This is a genomic window from Ruegeria sp. L11, assembly GCF_056531755.1.
This window is the reverse complement of sequence record NZ_JBQFMI010000004.1, coordinates 180,772-200,466: the sequence shown is the minus strand read 5'-3', so window position 1 is coordinate 200,466 and position 19,695 is coordinate 180,772. Positions and strand designations below refer to the sequence as shown.

The following is a 19,695-nucleotide window of genomic DNA, read 5'->3' as shown; positions in this document are numbered from 1 at the left end:
CCATGATGCGCGAGATACCTGGCGCGGCGGGCGGCATTCTCAGTTACTTCACGCGGCATCGGACAGTTGCCAACCTGCTGTTGCTTGTCATGCTGGTTCTTGGCGCGGCGGCAATCCCGAACATGCGGGCACAGTTCTTTCCGGACGTTATTCTGGAACGCGTCGATGTATCCGTAACCTGGGATGGTGCCGGGCCCGAGGACATGGACACCGGGATCGTGCAGTTGCTGGAACCGGCGCTGCTGGCCGTCGAAGGGGTGACCAGTACCGAGGCTTCCTCGCATCCGGGCTGGACCCGTATCAGGCTGGAATTCGAACCCAACTGGGATGTGTCCCGCGCTGTTGAGGAAGTCCGGACCGCCATAGACGCTGTCACAGATCTGCCGGAAGACGCTGAGGAGCCCAAGATTCAACGTGGTGCGTGGCGTGATCGGGTGACGGATGTAGTGATCACAGGGCCGACCGATACTGCTCAGCTGGCGAAACTGACGGATGAGCTTGTCAATCGTTTGTTCGCATCGGGTGTGACCCGCACAACGATCCGGGGTATTGCCGCACCGCGCATCGTTGTCGAAGTCACCACAGCGCAATTGATTGCCAACGATATCTCAATGGCGGAAATCGCGGCGGCGATCGGGGCCGAAGTCACCACGGATCCTGCGGGCGATGTGGAAGGCGCCGGGGCTCGTATCCGGGCAGGAACTGAGAAACGTACACCCGAACAGATCGAAGGCATCGCGCTGCGGGTGAACGAAGATGGGTCGAAGCTGAAGGTTGGTGACATAGCAACAATTCGGATCGAAGACGTCACCCGGCACCGCAGCTATTACGTGGGCGACAATCCCGCCATGTCCATCAGAGTGGACCGGTCGAACTTGGGAGATGCGATAGGTATTCAGCACACGGTCGAGGATGTAGCCCGCGAGATGCAGGCCAGCCTTCCTGAAGGTGTGAGAATTGATCTGATCCGCACCCGGGCGCAAGCAATTACCGACCGGCTAAATATCCTCGTGGATAACGGGCTGATGGGGTTGGGGCTGGTTGTCATCCTGTTGTTCCTGTTTCTGAATGCGCGCATTGCGTTTTGGGTTGCTGCAGGCATTCCGGTGGCGATGTCGGCGGCGATTGCACTGATGTATCTGGGCGGTTTGTCGGTGAATATGGTTTCCCTGTTCGGTTTGATCATCACCTTGGGGATCGTCGTAGATGATGCGATTGTCGTGGGAGAGCACGCCGATTATCGCGCCCGTCGATTGGGTGAGACACCTGTGGAAGCCGCTGAGCGTGCCGCCCGTCGAATGGCAATGCCGGTTCTGGCCGCCACAGTAACGACCGTGATTGCGTTTTTCGGCCTGACGTTGGTTGGAGGACGTTTCGGAGAGCTGATCCGCGATATCCCCTTCACGGTGATCGCAGTTCTGGTTGCATCGCTGGTGGAATGCTTCTTGATCCTGCCCAATCACATGGCGCACGCAATTGCGCATTCGGCCAAGGAACACTGGTACGATCTGCCGAACCGTGTCGTCAATCGTGGTTTTCGTTGGGTTCGGGATCACTTGTTCCGCCCGCTGATCGCCTGGGTGATCTGGGCGCGTTATGTGGTCGCGGCGTTGATGATTGCTATTCTGGCCAGTCAGGTTGCATTGTTCATTCGTGGCGACGTGAACTGGCGGTTCTTCAACGCACCTGAACGCAGCTCAGTCAGCGGCGGGTTTATCATGCGCGAAGGGTCGACCCGGTCAGATACGCTTGAAATGATGCGCATTCTACAGGATGCGACCAACGAGCTGGGCCGGATCTACGAAGAGCGTCATGGCCGAAATCCAATTGACTATGTCCTGGCCGAGGTTGGTGGCAATGCCGGGCGTGCGCTTGCTGCGGCTGACGGCAAGGACGGCAGTGTGCTGGGGGGCATTTCGATTGAATTGATCGACGCCGATCTGCGCCCATATTCGAGTTTTGAGTTTGTGGGCGAGCTACAGGATTTCGTACCGCGCCACCCCAAGGTCGAGGTGATCAGCTTCCGCGGTTGGCGGTCCGGCCCCGGTGGCGACGCCATCGACGTGCAGTTCTATGGCTCGGACGTAAATGTCCTGAAAACCGCATCAGAAGATCTGCAAACCGCGCTGTCTAAGTTTCCTGAAGTCTCGGCGCTCGAAGACACTCTGGCATATGACAAGGAAGAGTTTCTTTTGGACCTGACAGCGCAGGGTCAGGCGCTGGGCTTTCGGATCGAAACGCTGGGGCGGGCTTTGCGCAACCGTTTGAACGGGATTGAGGCCGCAACCTTCCCCGACGGGCCGCGCAGTGCCGAGATCCGTGTCGAACTGCCCGAAGGTGAACTGACGGCAGATTTTCTGGAACGAACTCTGATGCGTTCTCCTGATGGGGTCTACGTACCTTTGGCTGATATCGTTTCGGTCGAGCGCAAGTCCGGGTTTTCGACGGTTCGGCGTGAAAACGGCCTGAGGGTGGTTTCGGTAACAGGTGACATTTCGGAAGACGATCCGGCACGGGCCGCAGAAATTGAACGCGTGATGCAGGACGAGATCCTGCCCAATATCGCAGCCGAAAGGCAGGTTGAGTGGCGCATGTCGGGTCTGAGCGAACAGGAAAACGAGTTCCTGTCCGAGGCCCGCAACGGTCTGATCCTGTGCCTGACTGGTATTTACCTTGTACTGGCCTGGGTTTTTGCCAGCTGGACACGGCCCCTTGTGGTCATGGCGATTATTCCCTTTGGCCTGGTCGGGGCGATTTGGGGCCATTACATCTGGGAGGTGCCGCTTAGCATGTTCACGGTTGTCGGGCTGCTGGGCATGACAGGGATCATTATCAACGACTCGATCGTTTTGGTGACCACGATCGACGCATACCAGCAGGATCGCGGGTTGATTCCGTCGATTCTGGATGGCACGGCGGACAGGTTGCGACCTGTCATGCTGACCACGCTGACGACGGTTCTTGGGCTTGCACCCTTACTATATGAAGGCTCTCAACAAGCGCAGTTTCTGAAACCGACTGTAATCACACTGGTCTACGGGCTTGGTTTCGGAATGTTGCTGGTGTTGGTGCTTGTGCCTGCCTTGCTGGGAGTTCTCAATGACGTGGCACGTCCGATGACAGCCATGCGCCGCGCGGCGCGGGCCCCTGACAAGGTTGTTCGTGGCGCGTTGGCCGGAACCGGCGCGATGCTTGGGGTCTGGTTTGCCTTGACGATGATCTGGCCTGCCATCAACGGTGCACCGCTTGCCATATTACAAGGTCTTTATCCCGGTGATGATGGCATTGCTGCATTGAAAATGGGGCTGGGCGCGTTTGTTGCCGGAGCTGTGCCGATTGTGATTCTGAGCATTGTTGCCTCAGGCATGCTTTATGGTCGCCTCACGAAATCGGCAGATGCTTAAACCGCACGCAAGGCATATTCCATAAGCTCAATGACCCGCGCGCTCATGGGCAGGTTGCCCTGGCGTATCTGATCGACGGGAAACCACCGAGCATCCAATGCGTCGTCACCGGCCTTTGGCGTGCCCGAGCGATACTGGCAGGCGACCCCGACCAGCAGGTAATGGGACACGATCAGCCCATCTGGGGTTCGGCGTACAAGGTCCAGATTTTTCAGATAATGTGACGACTGCGCGATCACCGAGGTTTCTTCCAGCAATTCGCGTTGTGCCGCTTCCAATACGGTTTCACCCCATTCGACATGGCCACCGGGAAACCCCCACAGCCCGGCGTCGGGCTGCTTGCTGCGCTGAACCAGAAGAACCTGATCCTGATGCAGAACAACGGCCAGGGCACCGATTTTTGGCGATTGGGTCATGAATTCAGCCTGCGCTGCAGCCCTGAATATCAACTGCGTGATTGGCGCCCAGAACAGTAATCCGGATTTCCGACCGATCCAGCGCAAAGGGTGTACCCGATGCATTGATAATCTCGGCCTCGGCCACCAACGTATCACCTTGCCGTTGCGCAACCGGCTGCGACGCCCAGAGGGAGGGATTGCCGGGTTCGATCACAGCCACTTCATGACCACCTGCCGATGGCATGGTCACTCGTGCTTCGATACGCATACCATCTTTCGTCGGCGTCAGACGACAGGTGGCACTGGACACACGAGCTTCTTGCGCGGAATAAGGGCGTTGCGCCAGTGCGGCGGCAATCGCGGGATGGCGCCCGGCATTGGCGTCGAGCGTGTGGTCAAAGCCCAGACGTTCCGGAATACAAACGTCTTTGCAGACGCCCAAATCCATTTCGCCCTGCAATCGGACCGGCTTGGCAGGGTTGCGCGGCGTAATCTCAATCGGAAGAACCAGTTGGTTCTTGTAACCGATCGACTGCAACCCGTTCTGATCGAAGACATCGGGGGCAGGCCATGTGATCTCTACACGCCCGACATTGCTTGAGCGTTTCCAGTTGATTTCCGGCGGGATGCCAGCATCTCCGGGCGCGCGCCAGTAGGTTTTCCAACCATCCTCAAGCGTCAGCTTCAAGGCGGTAAGATAGGTGCCGTTTACAGTCCGGCCGCCATCCAGAACATCCAGCTGAACCACGCCGTCCAGACCCTGAGCGGCAACCGGGGCGGACAGATGCAGGCAAACGAGTGCGGCAACAGCAGTGTGTTTCATCGACATCTTCATCCCTCTTAAATGCGCGGCGTTGGCCCGGATTCCAAGTCACGTTCTGTTCACTGGGATGAAATCCGCCAAAATACCTGTTGTTCTCTTGCCAATAGACATGCTGCGGGGCCATTGTTGAGGTGTTCTGAGAAAGAGATGGCGGCCCATGGACCTGACCGGAAAACTGTTGATTGCGATGCCCGGTATGGGGGATCCGCGATTCGACCATTCGGTTGTGTATGTGTGCAGCCACGGCGACGATGGTGCGATGGGTTTGATTGTGAACAAGCCCTCGGACCTGCGGATTAAGACCTTACTGGGTCAGCTGAACATCGCCTGCCGTATTCCGATTGTCGGAGAGCGCCTTGTGCATTTTGGTGGGCCGGTCGAGATGTCACGCGGCTTTGTCCTTCACAGCGCCGATTACGAGGCCAACCTGCATTCAATGCAGATTTCCGAGGATTTCAGCATGACGGCGACACTTGATGTGCTCGAGGATTTGGCGTCAGGCACTGGGCCGCTGAACTCGATGCTGGCGCTGGGTTATTCCGGCTGGGGGCCCGGTCAGCTTGAGGATGAAATTGCCATGAACGGCTGGCTAACCACCGAAGCAACGTCGAAACTTGTTTTCGATGTGCCCGATGATGCGAAATGGGAGGCAGCGTTGGCTTCTTTGGGCGTGGACCCGCTGACCCTTTCTGCCAGCGCGGGGCGAGCGTGATCAGCTGTCACGGGGTGCCGCCGCGCGCCGCAGCCGGTCATTGATTGCCGCCCCCAAACCCGTGTCAGGGATCGGAGAAACGGCAATCGGTCGCCCGGTTTCGTTCAGCTGATGCAGAAACGCAAACAGATTTGCCGCCGCTTCGGTCAAGTTGCCAGTGGCGGACAAGTTCAGGTCGCACTCTACCTGCCCAAATCCCAAAAACACCTCGTCACCCTGACGGGTTTTGGCATTCAAACGGACCGGAGCGTCCGGCGCATAGTGTGATTGCAACTGGCCGGGGGCGGTCAGAAGATCACCGGATTGATGCAAATGCAGTCGCGTTTTCAGCGTCTCTTCGACCTGCTCCAGCGCGATGCCACCTGGACGCAAAAGTGCAGGTTCCCCAGCCAGGCCGATGATGGTGGACTCAAGCCCGACATCGCACGGCCCGTCATCCAGAACAGCCGCAATCTTGCCGCCAAGACCCGACCAGACATGATTTGCCGTGGTCGGACTGATCTGACCCGACGGGTTTGCCGAAGGCGCTGCAACCGGGCCATCAAATTCGGCCAGCAGCGCGCGCGCTGTCGGATGTGCCGGAACGCGCACGGCCAACGTATCCAAACCTGCCGTCACCAGCGATGAAATCCCGTGCCCTTCGCGCAAGGGCAAAACCAAGGTAAGCGGACCGGGCCAAAAGGCCTGCGCCAGATGCTCGGCCTGATCTGACCATTGCACATACCGTTGCGCCGCGGCGACCGAAGCGACATGTGCGATCAGCGGATTGAAGCTGGGCCGCCCCTTGGCCTCGTAGATCGATGCCACCGCCTGCCCGTTGCGGGCATCGCCGCCCAGGCCATAGACCGTCTCGGTCGGGAAAGCGACCAGAAGGCCCTGTCGCAACATATCTGCAGCCCGCGCGATACCGCCGGGATCCGCCGTCAATTCCTGAGTGCCGGTTGAGATCATAACTGGTGACGCCGCGTTTTGGTTGCTTGAAACATAAGGGACAGTAGGTAATTGATCCAAGCTCATACGCTTACCGGCGCTTGCCCACAATTCCAAGCCTGCCGATATGTTCTGAATTGTTAGCCTTCGAGAGTGATCATGCCCTACCGCACCCCAATTTCAGATTACCAGTTCCTGCTGGACCAAGTGGTCGGGTTCGACCAGGTCGCTGCGACGGATAAATTTGCTGATGCCAGCGGGGATGTGGTCAATGCGATCCTGACCGAAGCTGGAAAGATGTGCGAAGAGGTGATGGCCCCTCTGCAGCGCCCCGGTGATCTGGAACCTGCACGGCTTGAAAATGGCGTGCTGCGAACTTCTCCGGGATATGCAGACGGCTGGAAGGCAATTGCCGAAGGTGGCTGGATCGGGATCAGTGGTAATCCTGAATACGGGGGGATGGGGCTGCCTATGACCATCACCACGGCGGTCAACGAGATGATGAGTGCCGCCTGCCTGTCGCTGCAACTTGCGCCGCTTATGTCTCAGGGCCAGATCGAGGCGTTGGAGCATCACGCCAGCGACGAATTGAAAGCGCTGTATCTGCCTAAGATGATGACGGGGGAATGGTCGGGCACCATGAACCTGACCGAAGCTCAGGCTGGATCGGATGTTGGCGCGCTGTCTGCGAAGGCTGAGCCGAACGGTGACGGGACATATTCGATCACCGGTCAAAAGATCTTCATCTCGTGGGGCGATACCGATTTCACCGAGAATGTCTGCCATCTGGTACTGGCCCGCCTTCCCGATGGGGTGCCCGGCACCAAAGGGATCTCGTTATTCCTTGTCCCCAAATTCTTGCCTGATGAAAATGGTGATCCTGGCGCGGCCAATGATCTGAAAGTGGTTTCGCTGGAACACAAGATGGGCTTGCACGGGTCGCCCACCTGCGTGATGCAATATGACAAAGCCAAAGGCTGGCTGGTGGGTGCCGAACATGGCGGTATGGCGGCCATGTTTACCATGATGAACAATGCGCGCCTGGGCGTGGGCGGACAGGGCGTGGGCGTGGCCGAAGGTGCATATCAGCACGCGGTGGCCTATGCGCTGGAACGGAAACAAGGCAAAACGCCGTCCGGGACGATCATCGATCATGCGGATGTGCGCCGTATGCTTTTGGATATGCGTGCTGATGTTTATGCCGCGCGCGCGATCCTGTTGGCCAATGCGGTTGCGATCGATATGGCAGAGGTCACTGGTGACGCCGATTGGGCTGCGCGGGCCGCGCTGTTGACGCCGATCAGCAAGGCGTTTGGTACTCAGACCGGGATGCGTGTGGCTGAAACCGGGGTCCAGGTGCATGGTGGCATGGGATATATTGAGGAAACCGGCGCAGCTCAGTTCTATCGCGATGCGCGTGTCACTGCGATCTACGAGGGCACCAACGGCATTCAGGCGATGGACCTTGTTGCGCGGAAGATGATGGACGGGGGCGAGGCTGCTTCGAACCTGCTGGATGAGATTGAAGACCAGGCTGAACGCGCCCGTGCAACACTGCCTGATCTGGCGGGCCCTGTTTGGGAAGCCACCGAAACGCTGCGCGAGGCGACAGAATGGCTGGTGGCACAGGACGATATGAATAACCGCTTTGCAGGCGCAGTTGCTTATCTGCAGGCATTTGCCCGGGTGCTGGGCGGGCATTATCACCTGACCGCAGCCCTTGCCGACCCAGAGGGGCCGCGGGCGAAACTGGCGCGGTATTATATCAACGCCCTGTTGCCCGAACATACGGGCCTTTTGGCACGGGCACAGAACGGGGCGGATGACCTTTTCGCGCTGAGCACGGACGAGTTTGCAGTTTGATGGACGGGGATCACGTATTGGGGATCAGATATCCGTGGTCTGAACCGCCCGCGCAGGGCGAAGCCACCGAGATTGCCCAAGGTGTTCTCTGGATGCGCCTGCCCCTGCCTATGGCGCTGGACCATGTAAATATCTATGCACTGGACGATGGCGACAGCTGGACCGTGATCGATACAGGGCTGTCCTCCAACAAGACGCGGCGCATCTGGGAAGCGTTGATGGCCGGACCTCTTGCAGGCAAGCCGATCAGGCGGGTGGTGGTGACTCACCACCATCCCGACCATGTTGGCAATGCCGGATGGTTTCAGACGGAACACGGCGCCGAGCTGGTGACAAGCCGTACCTCGTGGCTGTTTGCGCGGATGCTGACGCTGGATGTGCAGGAAACCTGGCCGCAAGAAACGCTGGATTTCTATCGCAGCGCGGGCATGGCATCCGAAGTTTTGAACAAACGGATGGCGGACCGGCCCTTTAATTTTGCCGACACGGTCTATCCCATGCCGCTGGGTTTTACCGGGATCAAGCAGGGTGACGTGATCCGTATGGGCGGACGTGACTGGGACGTTCATATGGGCAATGGCCATGCACCGGAACACGCCACCTTCTGGAGCCGCGATGACAATCTGGTACTCAGCGGCGATCAGATCTTAAGTTCGATCAGTCCCAATCTGGGTGTCTATGCGACCGAACCCATGGCCGATCCGGTGTCAGGATGGATGGAGGCCTGTGAGAGGCTTCAGGCGCTCGTCCGTCCCGATCATCTGGTTTTGGGCGGGCACAAACTGCCCTTCACGGGTCTGCCGTTGCGTATGAAGCAGTTGATTGACAACCACCATGGCGCGCTGGAACGGCTGCTGGATCATCTGGATCAGCCCAAATCTGCCGCTGACTGCTTTATGCCGCTGTTCAAACGTACAATCCGCGAGGGTGAGTATGGCCTTGCGCTGGTCGAGGCGGTTGCACATGTAAATCACCTCTACCACATTGGAGCAGTAACCCGGACGCAACGCGCGGATGGGGCATGGCTGTATCAACGCAAAGGGTAGACGAATGCAGGACCAGATCGAAACCTCGGCCGAGGCCGCAGAAGCCGCGGCTTTGCCAAAGTGTTACGAGGTGCACGCCGATCCAAAAGCCGAATCCGGAAGCAAAAAACTGCCCGAGACTTTGAAAAAACCGGTGGCTAGCAAGAGCCCTGCACAATGGGCATACGAGCGGTTAATCCTGTATATCCAGAATTTCGAACAGACGCTGGACGGCGATCATGAGGTCGCGATGGGGTTCACCGGTGGCGATGCAGGTGTAATGCGGATCGAGGGGATGGGTTATTTCGACCCCGACATGATAACCTTTTACGGGTCCGACGGGACCGGAGCCCGCACGCAACTGGTGCAACATGTCAGCCAGTTGAACGTGATGTTGCGTGCGCTTCCCAAATCGGTTGAAGACAAGCCAGCCAACCGCATCGGATTCCGCCTGGCTGCAGACCTGAAAGACAGCTGACTTGCAATTCACGTTTGCGCGCCTTTGAATGAATGTATCAGTTCGGAGGCGACCGCGTGAGCAGATATTTCCATGCCGTAACACATGCCTACGCGGGGGCCTGGGCCCGGCGTCGGGTTTTTGTGCCTATCTATATCGCTGTCCGGTTGCTGCTTGTGGCGTTGATTGCGCCAGGGGTGGCGCTGGCGGTCAATCTGGCAGTCTCTCTGTCTGACCAGACGGCCTTGACCGATCAGGACATTGCCATGTTCCTGCTGTCTCCGGTCGGGTTTATCTCGTCTGTTGTAGTTCTGAGTTTGTTTCTGTTGGCTGAGGTCTTTGTGTTCTCGGTCATGGCCGGGTCGCTGCGCATGGGCGAACAGGATCCCTGGCGTGCTGGCAGTGCGGCGCTCGCATTGATCCTGTCCCGTTTCCCGGCGTTGTTCGGATTTGCCGTGCGTTTCATCCTGCGTGTCCTGTTGCTTGCCCTGCCATTCGTGGCTGTCGCTGGCCTGATCGCTTGGTGGACGCTGACTGAATATGACATCAACTATTACCTGACCTTCCGCCCCCCCGCCTTCAAGGTGGCGGTTCTTCTGATCGGAGTGGTTGTTCTTGTACTGGCGTGGCTTTTGATCCGCCGCCTGTCCGCCTGGGCGCTGGCCCTGCATTTGGTCCTTTTCGAACGAACTGCGCCCCAAGCAGCGTTTGCCCAAAGTGCGCAGAAAATGGAGGGCAAGCGCGGGCGGTTGAAGATCGAGCTTGTCCTTTGGCTGGGGATGCGCCTTGTCATCGCCGCTTTGATTGCCGCAGTGGCCAGCCATTTGTTTACTTTCGTACCCGTGCAGGACGGCGGCAACCTCAAGCTGGCCCTGACCTTCAGTTTTGTCGTCGCTGGGCTCTGGTCATTGGCGGGGCTGGTTTTGGCAGCAACGGCGCTGGGCGCGCTGGCCGTCTTGCTGGACGGGTTTTTCGATACAGACGGAAAAAAGATCGCTCACCCAGAGCCCCGAAAAATTCGGGTGCCTGTATTTGTGACAGTGGGTGCATCCCTAGCCGCGTTGGGTATTGGCCTTTGGTCAGGTCAAAGTCTGCTGGAACGTGTGCAGGCCCCGGATCATGCCGAGGTCATTGGCCACCGAGGTGCTGCGGCCTTGCGGCCGGAAAACACGATGGCCTCGGTTCTGAAAGCCATCGAGGACGGCGCGGATTGGGTTGAAATCGATGTTCAGGAATCCGCGGATGACGTAATCATCGTGGCCCATGACAGCGATTTCATGAAGCTGGCGGGTGTTAACCTGAAGGTCTGGGATGCCACAATGGCGGATGTGGCCGATATCGACATCGGCAGCTGGTTCGACCCGGAATACGCCTCGGAACGCACGCCAACTCTGCGTGATGTGCTGGAGGCGGCCAAAGGCAAGTCCAGGGTTCTTATCGAACTGAAATACTATGGCCATGATATCGATCTGGAAAACCGGGTGATCAAACTGGTGGAAGAGTTGGAGATGCAGGACGACGTCGCCACCATGTCGTTGAAATACCCGGCTGTCCAAAAGATGAAGAAACTGCGCCCGGACTGGCGTTCGGGTGTATTGGCGGCCACAGCCGTTGGTGATCTGTCGGGGTTGGAGGGCGAGTTTGTCGCCGTTAACGCAGGGATGGCGACGCCGGGCCTGATCCGAAAGGTTCACGATGCCGGCAAGGATATCTATGTCTGGACAGTGAACGATCCGCTGCAGATGTCCAAAATGGCGTCTATGGGCGTTGATGGTCTGATTACCGATCGCCCGGCTATGGCCAATGAGGTTCTGCGCGTGCGCGCTGAAATGGGACCGGCAGAGCGGCTGATGTTGTGGCTGGCCACGGCGTTCGGATTACAGGTCGACACCAAGGCGATGCGCGATGAAAGCCCTTAATCTGTCGCTGCTGTTACTCATCATTCCGCATGTTGCCTTGGCACAGGACTTGATGCGCCGGTTCGAAATGCCTGCCCATCGCGCCTTGATGGACCAGAGCAACGGAGCCGAGCTGCAACCATTTGAAACAGACGGGTGTTCGGGTGGGTTGTCTGCAAGCTGGCGCTGGGTGGCAAAGCAATTCCCGCAGGTTGGTGAACTTTTTGAAGAACATCCACCTTGGGAAAACTGTTGTGTGATCCACGACCGGGCATATCACAATGCTGGCGGCGCGGATTCGGCCGAGGAAAGCTATGACGCGCGTTTGGCGGCGGACGATGCCCTGCATGCCTGTGTTGCGGCGCATGGAGATCTGAATGCCGACGAATATGCGGATCGCTACGATATGGAACCTGATCAGATCCGCACCATTCATGCGATCACTGCGGATGCCATGTATGGGGCGGTTCGTTTCGGTGGCGGGCCGTGCAGCGGCCTGCCCTGGCGGTGGGGGTTTGGGTATCCCGGATGCTCGGTCCTCAAGTAAGCGCGCCCTGCGCGCGAATGACGTGGTGACAGGCGTTTTGTTTTCCATTATCCAACAAGTCAAACACGCGAATTGGGATTCTGAGACTCATGGCTGAATACAAGCACGGCGAAATGAACATCGACGTTCAAACCAAAACTTTCAACGGTTTCATCAAAGCCACCACTTGGTGTGTGGTCGCGATCGCCTTGTTGTGCCTGTTCCTGGCAGTTTTCGCCTCGTAAGCAATTCGGGGGCGGCTTTGCTCAGGATATTGACTGCGTGCCTCGTGGCCGCAACGCTGGCTGGTTGCGCTGCATCACAGCGCCCGCAAGCGGATCAGACTGAAATTACGTCCCGCTCCTATCGCGATCCGGGGCCATCGACCCTGACCTTGTACACGATGATCAGCACCCGAACCGGTTCGGGTGCGCATACGTCGTTGATGATCAGCGGCAGTGAGCGGGTTATTTTCGACCCGGCAGGATCGTTCCGGGCGGATGTTGTACCGATCAGGAACGATGTGCTGTACGGTATTACCCCGAATGTCGAACGTGCGTATCGCAGCAGCCACGCCCGCGAAACACATTATGCGCGCATCCAGACGATCGAGGTCACTCCGCAACAGGCCGAAATTGCATTGCAACTGGCCAAGCAGATGGGCCCGGTGGCTGGTGCATTCTGTGCGAACTCTACCTCGCAGCTGTTGCAGCAGGTTCCGGGGTTCGAACAGATCACGACCACATTCTATCCGGTCAAACTGTCGGATCAGTTTGGGGCCTTGCAAGGCGTTCAAACGGCGGAGTACCGTGAAAACGACGACGCGGACCTGCAGAAGGGACTGGCGTTCAACAATGCGCGCCTGAACCAGCTGGACGCGGCTTCATCCAACTAAATACAGCAATATGTAAAGTGTTGCCGCCCCGGTAAAAATGGCCGCCAGCACGTTCTTGGTTAGAATGCCCACAGACAATGCAACCGCTGCGGCCGACATACGGGGGATATCCGGTTGTCCTTCGGTGGCTGCAGGCCAAACCACCAGCGGCGCGATCAGTGCGGGCAGGATGGCCACGGCAGTATATCGAAGGTGACGTAACAACCAGGGCGGCATCGGGCGATCACCGACGAGACCGATGAAGGTAAAGCGCAAAGCATAGCTGCCCACCGCAAGACCCGCGATGATGATCCATATTGTTGTCTGATCGATCTGGTTCATGGCGCGTTCCGCTTTAGCATCAATTCTGCCTGCGCACCGGCCATCATCCCTGCTGCGCCCGCGATCAGCAGGCCCAGATTGAACGGCACACTCAAGGTCAGCAGGGCAACAACAATGGCGACCAGGGCGGCGATGACATGGGCCAGCGTACGCATCATTGGCCCAATCATCGCCAGAAAGGTGATCGGCAGGGCAAAGTCCAGCGCCCAACTTTCCGGTATTTGAGCACCCAGCACGGCACCCAGACAGGTTCCCAAAACCCACAGCGGTGTGATCGGAGTGACCGAACCCAGGAAATAGGCCATTCGCTGGGGGATCGTCAGATCAGGCTCTTTTTCGAACTGCGCGATTGAACAGGCGTAAGACTGATCAACGATCAGGTAAGCCGCACATGCTCTCTGCCACAAGGGCGCGGCACCCAGAAACGGCGTCAGTGATGCGGAATACATCGCAACCCGCAGGTTCACTGCCAGGGCTGAGATCAAAACGATGATTGTCGGCGTTTCATCCTGCAGAAGTTGCAGAGCTGTAAACTGCGCAGCGCCTGCAAAAACGGTGATGGAAAAGGCGATGGTCTGCACGATATTCAACCCGGCTTCTGTCGAGAAGACACCGAACAACAGACCAAAAGGCACAGCCACGAAGACAAACGGTGTGCCGTCGCGAAAACCTTTCCAGAAGTATGACTTGGATGTGGCAGAGGCCATGGCTAAATCCTATGGTGACGCCAGCAGCAGTATCGGTCTTGTGGAGGGGTTGCAATTGGTCACCGAAACCGACGTGTCAGACTATGTAATCGCTCCTGATCCGGGCGCGGCCCGCCTGACCCGTGCGGTCGAGGGTGTGGATCAGAATGGCGAGGTCAGCCAGATTTCAGTGGTCGAAGAGCGCCCACTGACGATCTTCCTCAACGCGCAGGAAATTGTGACGGCGATGACCATTGGCGACTATCCCGAATATCTGGCGCTGGGTTTTCTGCGAAATCAGGGCATGCTGCTGGCTAGTGATGAGATTACCCGTGTCGATTACGATGATGATCTTGAAACCGTAGTTGTCCGCACCGCACGCGCGACTTCGTACGAGGACAAGCTGAAGAAAAAGACGCGCACCAGTGGTTGCGCTGTGGGCACAGTATTCGGGGACATGATGGAGGGCCTTGAGGGCGTTCAGCTGCCGCAAGTGCAGGTGCGGACCTCGTGGCTTTACGAACTGGTGGCCAAGATCAACCGCACCCCGTCGCTGTATCTTGAAGCCGGGGCAATTCATGGGACTGTCTTGTGCCGGGAAAACCGCCCGCTGGTTTATATGGAAGACGTGGGTCGCCATAACGCTGTCGACAAGATCGCAGGCTGGATGCTGTCCGAGGGGGCGACGGCAGAGGACAAAATCCTTTATACCACCGGTCGCCTGACATCCGAGATGGTGATCAAAACGGCGATGATGGGCATTCCCGTATTGGCGTCCCGTTCCGGCTTCACCGCCTGGGGTGTTGAGATCGCGCGTGAGGTAGGCCTTACGCTGATCGGTCGGATGCGAGGACAGCGCTTTGTTTGTCTTTCTGGTGAGGAACGGTTGGTTCGTGATGTGGACCCGTCGACGGTTGTGGCCGAAGACAGGAAACACCGGCGGAAGAGTAGCCAATGAGTGATGAAAACAGGAAACCCCTCGGCGTCATCCTCGCAGGCGGGCAGGCCACCCGGATGGGCGGCGGTGACAAAGGTCTATTGCAGATTGGTGGGCAGAGCTTGCTGTCCCATGTCGTTGACCGGCTGTCTCCGCAAGTCGATGGTTTGGCCCTGAACGCAAATGGCGACCCCGAGCGTTTCAGCGATCTGACGCTACCCGTTCTGCCTGACTCGATCGAAGGCTTCGCTGGCCCTTTGGCCGGTGTTCTGGCGGGGCTCGATTGGGCGGCAGATCAGGGGGCCGACAGCATCGTAACGGCTGCCGCAGATACACCGTTCTTCCCGCGTGATCTGGTGGCGCGCCTGCAAGAGGCGGCAGCGGGGCAGGTGCATCCTCTGGTCTTGGCCACTACTCCGCGAACGGGCGACGAGGCGCTGAAATCCGGTGGGGGCAGGCGCGTCAACCGGCACCCGACCTTTGGGCTCTGGCCCGTGGCTCTGCGCGATGATCTGCGGGCGGCTCTGACGGACGGGTTGCGCAAGGTCGTGCTGTGGACTGATAAACACGACGGGCGCGAGGCTTTGTTCCAGGCTGACCCGTTTGATCCGTTCTTCAATGTTAATACGCCTGACGATCTGGACCGCGCCCGGACATTGTTGGAGCAGGTATGAGGGTCTACGGCGTCACCGGCTGGAAAAACGCGGGCAAAACCGGGCTGATGGAACGGCTGGTGGCCGAAATCACGGGGCGGGGCTTTACCGTCTCAACCGTCAAACACGCGCATCACGGCGTCGATGTAGACCAACCGGGCACGGATAGTCATCGTCACCGCGTTGCTGGCGCCAGCGAGGTGTTGCTTGCGTCGGGGCAGCGCGTCGCCTTGATGCAAGAGCTGCGCGGCGCACCCGAGCCGCCTTTGGCTGAACTGCTGGCGCGGCTTTCTCCGGTTGATCTGGTGCTGGTTGAAGGCTTCAAGCGGGAAGGCCACCCAAAGGTCGAGGCGTTTCGCGCCGAGACAGGAAACAGTCTGATCGCGATTGAAAACGATACCGTTCGAGCCGTTGCCAGCGACACGGCGCTGGAACTGGATCGCCCGGTATTCGACCTGAACGACACAGTCAGGATCGCGGACTTCATATTAGATGAGGTCGGTTTGTGACCCTGTTCCAGACCTTTGCCATGGTGGACTGGTCTGGTGGAAATGACACCGGACCAACGCCGCGCAAAGACGCGATCTGGGTCTGTATTGTGCGTGAAGGGCAGGCACAGAAACCTGAATACCTGCGCAACCGGGCGCTTGCCGAGGCGTGGCTGGATGCCCTGATCCGCACCGAACTGAAGGCAGGTCGCCGCCTGTTTCTGGGGTTTGATTTCCCTTTTGGATACCCGAAGGGTTTTGCCCGCGCGATGACCGGTACGGATGACCCCTTGACCTTGTGGGACTGGTTCGAACAGCATGTCGAGGACGGTTCGAAAATGAACAATCGTTTCGACTTGGCAGGCCGGATCAATCGACAATTCGGAGGAAGAGGCCCATTTTGGATGAATGGCCTCGGGCGTGACATTGATGGTTTGCCGAGAACCAAAACGGGCTATTCCAATCCGTTTTCCGACCGTCGTGCGGTTGAAGCCTTGGCAAAAGGCAGTTTCACCTGCTGGCAGATGGCGGGTGCAGGCGCGGTCGGTGGGCAGGTGATGATGGGGCTTCCAGTTCTAAGCAGGCTCCGCCATCGCTTTGCCGGACAAGTCGCGGTCTGGCCGTTCGAGCCGTTGGATAGACCCGTTGCCTTTGTGGAAATCTGGCCGTCGCTCACCTTGGGTGCGCCACCGGACGGGCGGATCAAGGATTCCTGGCAGGTCGAACAGGTCGCCTTGACTCTGTCGCGTTTGACAGAGCAGGAGTTGAATGCGCAATTAGATGTTTCAGCGGCAGAGGAAGGCTGGATTTTGGGTGTTACACAGAACAAGCCGAACATAGCCCCGCCACCGTTGCGCAACGACTGTTTTGCGCTGCCAGCGGGTGTGGAGTGGACGCCGGTTGATGACGCCTTGGCCTGTTTGCGCGACAGGTTGCATCCGATTACCTCGGTCGAGGTGGTCGCGCTGAACAAGGCGAGTGGGCGCATTCTGGCAGAGGATGTGATAGCCCAACGTTCCAACCCGCCGCAGCCGAATACAGCCGTGGATGGGTTCGGGTTCGCTGGTCCGGTTTCAGATGGGCCACAGGTCCTGCCGCTGGTCGATGGGCGTGCAGCAGCCGGTATCCCGTTCGACGGTGATGTTCCCGAGGGTCAGGCAGTGCGCGTTCTGACGGGTGCCGCGCTGCCTGACGGAGTGGATACGGTTATTCTGGAAGAGGATGTCACAGTAAAAGACGGGCATATCGCATTCCATGGTCCGCTGAAACAGGGGGCGAATACCAGGCAAGTGGGCGAGGATGTGGCCGCGGGCGATCTGGCCCTGCCTACAGGGCGCCGATTGACACCGGCTGATCTTGCGCTGCTCACCGCTTTGGGCATTGCCGAGGTGAATGTGCGCAAACCGCTGCGTGTCGCCGTGGTATCGACCGGTGATGAACTGGTCGACGCCGGAGAGTGCGCCGGACCGGGTCAGATATTCGACGCCAACCGCCCGATGCTTCTGTCTCTGGTCGAGAGATTGGGGTTTGTACCTGTGGATATGGGGCGTGTTTCAGATGATCGGGACGCCCTGCGGGAACGGCTGGATCAGGCTGCGGAACAGGCAGATGTGATACTGACGAGTGGTGGCGCATCTGCTGGTGACGAAGACCACGTATCTGCCTTGCTGCGCCAGGCGGGGGCGATGCAACATTGGCGGATCGCCTTGAAACCCGGTCGCCCTCTGGCTTTGGGGTTGTGGTCCGGAACTCCGGTCTTTGGACTGCCCGGCAATCCCGTTGCCGCCTTGGTCTGCACCTTGATCTTTGCGCGACCGGCGCTGGGCCTGATGTCTGGCGAAGGCTGGATCGAGCCGCAAGGGTTCGAAGTGCCCGCTGCCTTTGAAAAGCGCAAGAAACCGGGCCGCCGCGAATACCTGCGCGCGCGCATACGGGAAGGCCGGGTTGAAGTCTTCAAGTCAGAAGGATCGGGCCGGATCAGCGGGCTCAGCTGGGCCGAAGGGCTGGTCGAAATAGAAGATGGTGCCCGGCATATCCAACCGGGTGATATGGTTCGGTTTATCCCGTATGGCAGTTTTGGGTTGTGAAAATCACGATCTCACGCGGTTTTTCTGATGCGGAACGCCCACTGGTGGCGACCCTGTTCTGGCAGGCATTTTCGGCGAAACTGAACAAAGTCATGGGTCCGGATGAAAAGGGGCTGGCTTTCTTCGAAACTTCGTTGAACCCGGATTTCGCGCTTGTTGCACGGGACAAGGAAAACCGGATTTTGGGGCTTGCAGGTTTCAAGACACGCGATGGTGCATTGGCCGGAGGCGGAATGTCAGACCTAGCAAAGGTCTATGGCTGGCTTGGGGCCATTTGGCGCGCCCTCATCCTCAGTATTTTGGAGCGCGAACTGAAACCCGGCGTGTTTCAGATGGATGGCATATTTGTGGCCGCGGGCTCGCGTGGCAAAGGGGTTGGTACTGCCTTGCTGGATGCCGTTAAGTGTGAAGCGCGGAAACAAAACATGTCAGTGGTTCAGCTTGACGTTATCGACACAAACCCCCGCGCCCGCGCTTTATATGAGCGCGAAGGATTTCGGGCTGTGGGTGAAGAAAAAACCGGGCCTTTAAGTTACGTGTTTGGTTTCACCAGCGCGACCAAGATGTCTTGGATCGTTTTGCCTGATTAATCAAACGTCCCGGCCACGCGCCCCAGCAACATGAACGCCCGCGCGGTGCGGGTCTCACCCAACGCGCTCAGTTCTGCATCACTTGCGGTGGGCTCGAACTCGGCCATCATCTTGTCGAAGCGGCGAAGAAAATGGTGGGCGGCGTCGCGGAAAATGGGATCCTGTTTCATCCGCGCAGCTGTCAGCGCCAGCGAGGACCGGTCGCGTACACCCCCCAGCGAGGCGACAGCGCGACCCCGCGCGCCCTGCGCGAACTGACGCCAGATTTCGGGCCGGGCCATGTCAGGACGCAGGTCGTCCATATAGATGCCTTCCTGGCTGAGCAGTGTAAGAACATCCTGCGAGGCTTGCACGATCTGCGCCGTCTTGCGGTCTTTCAGCGCCACGCGCAGGGCATTAAACCCTTCGGTGTCATTCTGAGTTTCCGGGAAGTTCAAGGCGCGGATAAAGATATCGGTGCTCAGCGGAGGCGCAATTTCTTCCGCAGATGTGCCCAGTTCAAGCGAGGTTTGAGCACCCGCAACGAGTGGTTTTGCAGGGGCGTAAGGGGGCGTTGTGCGCTTGGTCGAAAATGTTGCCAGCGTGCTTTCGGTTTTTCGCGTCGCGGCTGCGATCTCATCCAGTTTCTTTGCTACCGTAGGTTCGTAGGTGCTGGATGCGCGCTGCTGCTGCGCTACATACGCCTGACGGATCGCATCAATCGCAGTTTGCAGCCGCGCGCTTTCCTCGCGCATCACGCGGCTGGCACGCATGGCTGTGGCCGCGACCCAGATCATCGCCACAGGCATGAAAACGGCCAGAAAGGTGACAACAAAACCACCGCTCTGCGCCTTACCCGGCAACACCAGAAAAACAACCGACACCACCAGCCAAATCAGGCTGAGCACCAGTGCGGCAATCTCAATCTCGGTGACAGACGGTGCCTTTGGGCGGTCATAGATGCCCAGCGAAGTCGGTCTTTCAGTTTCCGGGTCAGGTTTGGGCCCCGACATTACATGCGCT

20 protein-coding genes are annotated in these 19,695 nt (G+C 58.5%); 14 read left to right on the top strand and 6 right to left on the bottom strand.

The window, feature by feature from the left end:
• Positions 1 to 2 precede the first annotated feature (2 nt).
• Positions 3 to 3,404, top strand: a complete 3,402-nt coding sequence (locus tag ACR0CE_RS10880) for an efflux RND transporter permease subunit (protein WP_480832355.1) — start codon at positions 3 to 5, stop codon at positions 3,402 to 3,404.
• On the opposite strand, the gene ACR0CE_RS10875 is transcribed toward ACR0CE_RS10880, so the two are convergent.
• Both ACR0CE_RS10875 and ACR0CE_RS10870 read right to left on the bottom strand, forming a co-directional pair.
• The gene (locus tag ACR0CE_RS10875; RefSeq protein WP_480486596.1) at positions 3,401 to 3,820 is read right to left on the bottom strand and encodes an NUDIX hydrolase; all 420 of its coding nucleotides are present in this window, start codon (positions 3,818 to 3,820) and stop codon (positions 3,401 to 3,403) included. The two genes, ACR0CE_RS10880 and ACR0CE_RS10875, sit on opposite strands and share 4 nt — an antisense overlap.
• 4 nt (positions 3,821 to 3,824) lie before the next feature.
• A complete protein-coding gene (locus ACR0CE_RS10870) occupies positions 3,825 to 4,631 on the bottom strand; it encodes a protein-disulfide reductase DsbD domain-containing protein (RefSeq protein WP_480832353.1) in 807 nt (268 codons plus the stop codon).
• Between the two features lie 151 nt (positions 4,632 to 4,782).
• Between ACR0CE_RS10870 and ACR0CE_RS10865 the strand changes: the two genes are divergently transcribed.
• Entirely contained in the window at positions 4,783 to 5,337 is a 555-nt protein-coding gene (locus tag ACR0CE_RS10865; protein WP_480832351.1) for a YqgE/AlgH family protein, read from the top strand.
• Here the strand turns inward: ACR0CE_RS10865 and ACR0CE_RS10860 are convergent, their stop codons facing one another.
• Positions 5,338 to 6,288, bottom strand: coding sequence for an L-threonylcarbamoyladenylate synthase (locus tag ACR0CE_RS10860; protein ID WP_480483071.1), 951 nt, complete (start codon positions 6,286 to 6,288; stop codon positions 5,338 to 5,340).
• 138 nt (positions 6,289 to 6,426) lie between these two features.
• On the opposite strand from ACR0CE_RS10860, the gene ACR0CE_RS10855 reads away from it, so the two are divergent.
• The 7 genes from ACR0CE_RS10855 to ACR0CE_RS10825 all read left to right on the top strand — a co-directional run bounded on the left by ACR0CE_RS10855 (position 6,427) and on the right by ACR0CE_RS10825 (position 12,931).
• The gene (locus ACR0CE_RS10855) at positions 6,427 to 8,130 is read left to right on the top strand and encodes an acyl-CoA dehydrogenase (RefSeq protein WP_480832349.1); all 1,704 of its coding nucleotides are present in this window, start codon (positions 6,427 to 6,429) and stop codon (positions 8,128 to 8,130) included.
• Positions 8,130 to 9,176: an MBL fold metallo-hydrolase gene (locus ACR0CE_RS10850; RefSeq protein ID WP_480832347.1), complete on the top strand. Its 1,047-nt coding sequence runs from the start codon at positions 8,130 to 8,132 to the stop codon at positions 9,174 to 9,176. The genes ACR0CE_RS10855 and ACR0CE_RS10850 overlap by 1 nt, the downstream gene beginning before the upstream one ends.
• 4 nt (positions 9,177 to 9,180) lie before the next feature.
• Positions 9,181 to 9,633: a DUF6173 family protein gene (locus ACR0CE_RS10845; protein WP_267364542.1), complete on the top strand. Its 453-nt coding sequence runs from the start codon at positions 9,181 to 9,183 to the stop codon at positions 9,631 to 9,633.
• Between the two features lie 56 nt (positions 9,634 to 9,689).
• Positions 9,690 to 11,531, top strand: coding sequence for a glycerophosphodiester phosphodiesterase (locus ACR0CE_RS10840; protein ID WP_480832345.1), 1,842 nt, complete (start codon positions 9,690 to 9,692; stop codon positions 11,529 to 11,531).
• Positions 11,518 to 12,057, top strand: a complete 540-nt coding sequence (locus ACR0CE_RS10835) for a hypothetical protein (RefSeq protein WP_480832343.1) — start codon at positions 11,518 to 11,520, stop codon at positions 12,055 to 12,057. Before ACR0CE_RS10840 ends, ACR0CE_RS10835 begins: the two co-directional genes overlap by 14 nt.
• A gap of 89 nt (positions 12,058 to 12,146) precedes the next feature.
• A complete protein-coding gene (locus ACR0CE_RS10830) occupies positions 12,147 to 12,281 on the top strand; it encodes an aa3-type cytochrome c oxidase subunit IV (protein ID WP_267364539.1) in 135 nt (44 codons plus the stop codon).
• Between the two features lie 17 nt (positions 12,282 to 12,298).
• Positions 12,299 to 12,931 (top strand): hypothetical protein, encoded by a 633-nt coding sequence (locus ACR0CE_RS10825; RefSeq protein WP_480475007.1) that lies wholly within the window; start codon positions 12,299 to 12,301, stop codon positions 12,929 to 12,931.
• Here the strand turns inward: ACR0CE_RS10825 and ACR0CE_RS10820 are convergent.
• Complete coding sequence (locus ACR0CE_RS10820; RefSeq protein WP_267364537.1) at positions 12,920 to 13,252, bottom strand: AzlD domain-containing protein; 333 nt, start codon at positions 13,250 to 13,252, stop codon at positions 12,920 to 12,922. The genes ACR0CE_RS10825 and ACR0CE_RS10820 overlap by 12 nt on opposite strands.
• Complete coding sequence (locus ACR0CE_RS10815; RefSeq protein WP_480832341.1) at positions 13,249 to 13,959, bottom strand: AzlC family ABC transporter permease; 711 nt, start codon at positions 13,957 to 13,959, stop codon at positions 13,249 to 13,251. Before ACR0CE_RS10815 ends, ACR0CE_RS10820 begins: the two co-directional genes overlap by 4 nt.
• Between ACR0CE_RS10815 and fdhD the strand changes: the two genes are divergently transcribed.
• Genes fdhD through ACR0CE_RS10790 form a run of 5 tightly spaced genes read left to right on the top strand, consistent with a single transcriptional unit; the run spans position 13,958 to position 18,693 of the window.
• On the top strand, positions 13,958 to 14,896 hold the full coding sequence (gene fdhD / locus ACR0CE_RS10810; protein WP_480483085.1) for a formate dehydrogenase accessory sulfurtransferase FdhD: 939 nt from the start codon (positions 13,958 to 13,960) through the stop codon (positions 14,894 to 14,896). The genes ACR0CE_RS10815 and fdhD overlap by 2 nt on opposite strands.
• Positions 14,893 to 15,549 (top strand): molybdenum cofactor guanylyltransferase MobA, encoded by a 657-nt coding sequence (gene mobA / locus ACR0CE_RS10805; RefSeq protein ID WP_209506605.1) that lies wholly within the window; start codon positions 14,893 to 14,895, stop codon positions 15,547 to 15,549. The genes fdhD and mobA overlap by 4 nt, the downstream gene beginning before the upstream one ends.
• The gene (gene mobB, locus ACR0CE_RS10800; RefSeq protein WP_480832339.1) at positions 15,546 to 16,037 is read left to right on the top strand and encodes a molybdopterin-guanine dinucleotide biosynthesis protein B; all 492 of its coding nucleotides are present in this window, start codon (positions 15,546 to 15,548) and stop codon (positions 16,035 to 16,037) included. The genes mobA and mobB overlap by 4 nt, the downstream gene beginning before the upstream one ends.
• On the top strand, positions 16,034 to 18,103 hold the full coding sequence (locus tag ACR0CE_RS10795) for a molybdenum cofactor synthesis domain-containing protein (RefSeq protein WP_480832337.1): 2,070 nt from the start codon (positions 16,034 to 16,036) through the stop codon (positions 18,101 to 18,103). Before mobB ends, ACR0CE_RS10795 begins: the two co-directional genes overlap by 4 nt.
• Positions 18,100 to 18,693, top strand: a complete 594-nt coding sequence (locus ACR0CE_RS10790; RefSeq protein WP_480832335.1) for a GNAT family N-acetyltransferase — start codon at positions 18,100 to 18,102, stop codon at positions 18,691 to 18,693. The genes ACR0CE_RS10795 and ACR0CE_RS10790 overlap by 4 nt, the downstream gene beginning before the upstream one ends.
• Here the strand turns inward: ACR0CE_RS10790 and ACR0CE_RS10785 are convergent.
• On the bottom strand, positions 18,690 to 19,685 hold the full coding sequence (locus tag ACR0CE_RS10785; protein ID WP_480832333.1) for a hypothetical protein: 996 nt from the start codon (positions 19,683 to 19,685) through the stop codon (positions 18,690 to 18,692). The two genes, ACR0CE_RS10790 and ACR0CE_RS10785, sit on opposite strands and share 4 nt — an antisense overlap.
• Between the last annotated feature and the right edge of the window lie 10 nt (positions 19,686 to 19,695).